The sequence below is a fragment of the Mesorhizobium sp. M7A.F.Ca.MR.362.00.0.0 genome (assembly GCF_004023175.1).
Lineage (GTDB): Bacteria > Pseudomonadota > Alphaproteobacteria > Rhizobiales > Rhizobiaceae > Mesorhizobium.
On record NZ_RZTF01000135.1, the window covers coordinates 12,720 to 14,927 of the forward strand.

Sequence of the window (2,208 nt, forward strand, 5' to 3'; positions counted from 1 at the left end):
CCACCAGCATGGTGCGGTCGCCGACGCGCAGGCAGATCGTCTTGGCGATCTGTGCCGGCAGCACGCCATGCGCCTCGGCCGCCAACATCACCGTCGCCGAGCTCTCCTCCGTGACGATGACGTGAATGTCGGGCGCGTGGGCGGCGAAGAAGGCACGAACGGATTCCAGGCTCATGTCGAAAATCCATGGTTCAAAACGTTATGGACGGCGGATTAGGGTCCAGCAGCCAGGGCCGCAGCGCGCATAAGCGCGTGCGATAAACAGATCGGCAAGTACCAAGCTGAAGCAAAGCGCTGCGGCAGGTACAAAGAAACCCGCCAAGGGGCCTTGGCGGGTTCTCTGGAATGCCTGGTGCGGATCTACGCCAGCGATCGACCTTGCGCCGCCGGCGTCGGCGCAGCCGGGGTGATCAGAGCCTCCTGGGGAAGGTGAAGCGCGGACACAATACGACGCAGCTTCGACGGGTCGGTCACTCTGCCGCTTTCGATATCCTCAATTTCGTCCACCGCCAGGCCGCATGTCAGGGAGAGCTCTTCCACGCTGTAACCGCGGGTCTCCCGCATCGCTCTGAGGGTGTTGTAATCTGGCCCGCTCCCGTTGGTTGCCGGTTCGGAGTGGGGTTCGCTTTTCGCATTATGGGGCATTGGCAACTCCATGACTGAAAGAGTTTGATCAAATGAGGAGTGTTGCCTGAGACGGTCGGGAAGATGCCCTCTCGCCGGCGATTTGCCAAGAGCCAAAAAGGCCGTCACGGGATCGTGAACCGGGTGCCTGGCGCGGCCCTCTCGCGCACACGTCGCGATCAAGTTGTTTTGAAGGACTGATTGGCCTTTTGCCGGCAGTTTCGCCGCGCCCATTCGTTATCTCCGGGTCGCTGGCGTGAAACCATCCGGTTCCAGCCAGTTCGTTCCCGGAAGGATTTTTGCAATGAACTTGAAGACAGTCATGGTCGTGCTCGGCACGATTTCCAGCCTTTCCGTCGCCAGCGCAGGCGCCGCCCAAGCAGCAGACGCGCTGCGTGTGCGCGGCACGGTGGTCAGTTTCGAGCCCACGCTGCTCACCGTGAAAACCCGCCAGGGCGATACCGACGCGATCAAGCTCAAGGCCGGCTGGAAGATCTCGGGCGGCGCCAACGCCTCGGCAAAGGACATCAAGCCGGGCGATTTCCTCGGCATTGCCTCGGTTTCGAAAGCCGATGGCGGCAGCGGCGCCCTGGAGGTGGTGGTCTTTCCGGCCGCGCTGAAAGGCACCGGCGAGGGTGACCGCCCCTGGGACCTGCAGCCGAACAGCCGGATGACCAACGGCACCGTTGCCGACGTTACCGATATAAGCGGGCGATCCGTCACGCTGACCTATGACAACGGCCAGACCAAGAAGATCTCGATCCCCGAAACCACGCCCGTCGTGACCTTCGCGCCGGCGACCCCGACCGACCTCAAGCCGGGTGCGACGGTCTTCGTCACCGCTGAGCGGGGCAGTGACGGCGCGCTGAGCGCCAGCCGCGTCGTGGTCGGAAACAACGGCGTCGTGCCGCCGATGTAGTCGAACAGGCGGCCAATGGCCGCCTCTCTCGATCTTGCCATGCATGGTGGCGGGAGGCTGGATTGGGCAGAAACAGTCCAGAAACAAAATTCTACAATCGGGAAATACTGACGAAAAAATTCAGGCGCGTAATTCCACTCGCGGCGGCCGGGCTATCGCCCCGATCCATATGCGCCCGCGAAACAAAAGGAAACGATCCATGAAGAAGTCCCTCCTCTCGGCCCTCGGGCTTGCAGTTGCAATGGCTTTCACGGTGCCCGTCATCGGCGCGACGAGCGCGAATGCGGCCCCGATGGCCAAGCATCATCGCCACCACCATCATCATCGCCACCATGTCCGCCACCACCATCATCACCGCCACCACCACCATGTGATCGGAAACAAGGCCTAAGCACCGCAGACTGCTACCGAGAAGACCGGCCTTGGCTTCCTATCCAAGGCCGGTCTTCTCGGCCCTGCGAGGCTTGATCGCGGACGATAATTCACGCAAATCCAGCGCCATACGCCGGTGAGATCGTCTTCTATCCCGGCGCTAGCTATGGCACGACCACCAATCCGGCGTTCGCCGGCGAAATCGAGCGGCTCTGGCGGCTCGACCAATCCGCATTCCTGCGCCGGCCGCACAGAGGTGCCGGGCGCCTCTATGCCGACGCGCTCCTCGCCAG

3 protein-coding genes and 1 pseudogene are annotated in these 2,208 nt (G+C 62.5%); 2 read left to right on the forward strand and 2 right to left on the reverse strand.

All coding sequences use genetic code 11. The features are described from left to right. Both EOC06_RS42775 and EOC06_RS17850 read right to left on the reverse strand, forming a co-directional pair. Positions 1-175 (reverse strand): annotated as a pseudogene (locus EOC06_RS42775) (YbaK/EbsC family protein); the annotation flags it as partial. 185 nt (positions 176-360) lie between these two features. Beyond that, the gene (locus EOC06_RS17850; RefSeq protein WP_127320647.1) at positions 361-645 is read right to left on the reverse strand and encodes a helix-turn-helix domain-containing protein; all 285 of its coding nucleotides are present in this window, start codon (positions 643-645) and stop codon (positions 361-363) included. Positions 646-928: 283 nt separating this feature from the next. Here EOC06_RS17850 and EOC06_RS17855 point away from each other — a divergent pair, with 283 nt between their 5' ends. Further along, a complete protein-coding gene (locus EOC06_RS17855; RefSeq protein ID WP_128308392.1) occupies positions 929-1,543 on the forward strand; it encodes a hypothetical protein in 615 nt (204 codons plus the stop codon). Between the two features lie 199 nt (positions 1,544-1,742). Continuing rightward, positions 1,743-1,934 carry a hypothetical protein gene (locus tag EOC06_RS40200; protein ID WP_164898635.1) on the forward strand — a complete coding sequence of 64 codons (192 nt, stop codon included), beginning with the start codon at positions 1,743-1,745 and terminating at the stop codon, positions 1,932-1,934. The last annotated feature ends 274 nt before the right edge of the window (positions 1,935-2,208 follow it).

Coding starts and splice junctions, on each gene's coding strand:
- EOC06_RS17850 (WP_127320647.1), bottom strand. CDS start 645: ATGCCCCATAATGCGAAAAGCGAACCCCACTCCGAACCGGCAACCAAC.
- EOC06_RS17855 (WP_128308392.1), top strand. CDS start 929: ATGAACTTGAAGACAGTCATGGTCGTGCTCGGCACGATTTCCAGCCTT.
- EOC06_RS40200 (WP_164898635.1), top strand. CDS start 1,743: ATGAAGAAGTCCCTCCTCTCGGCCCTCGGGCTTGCAGTTGCAATGGCT.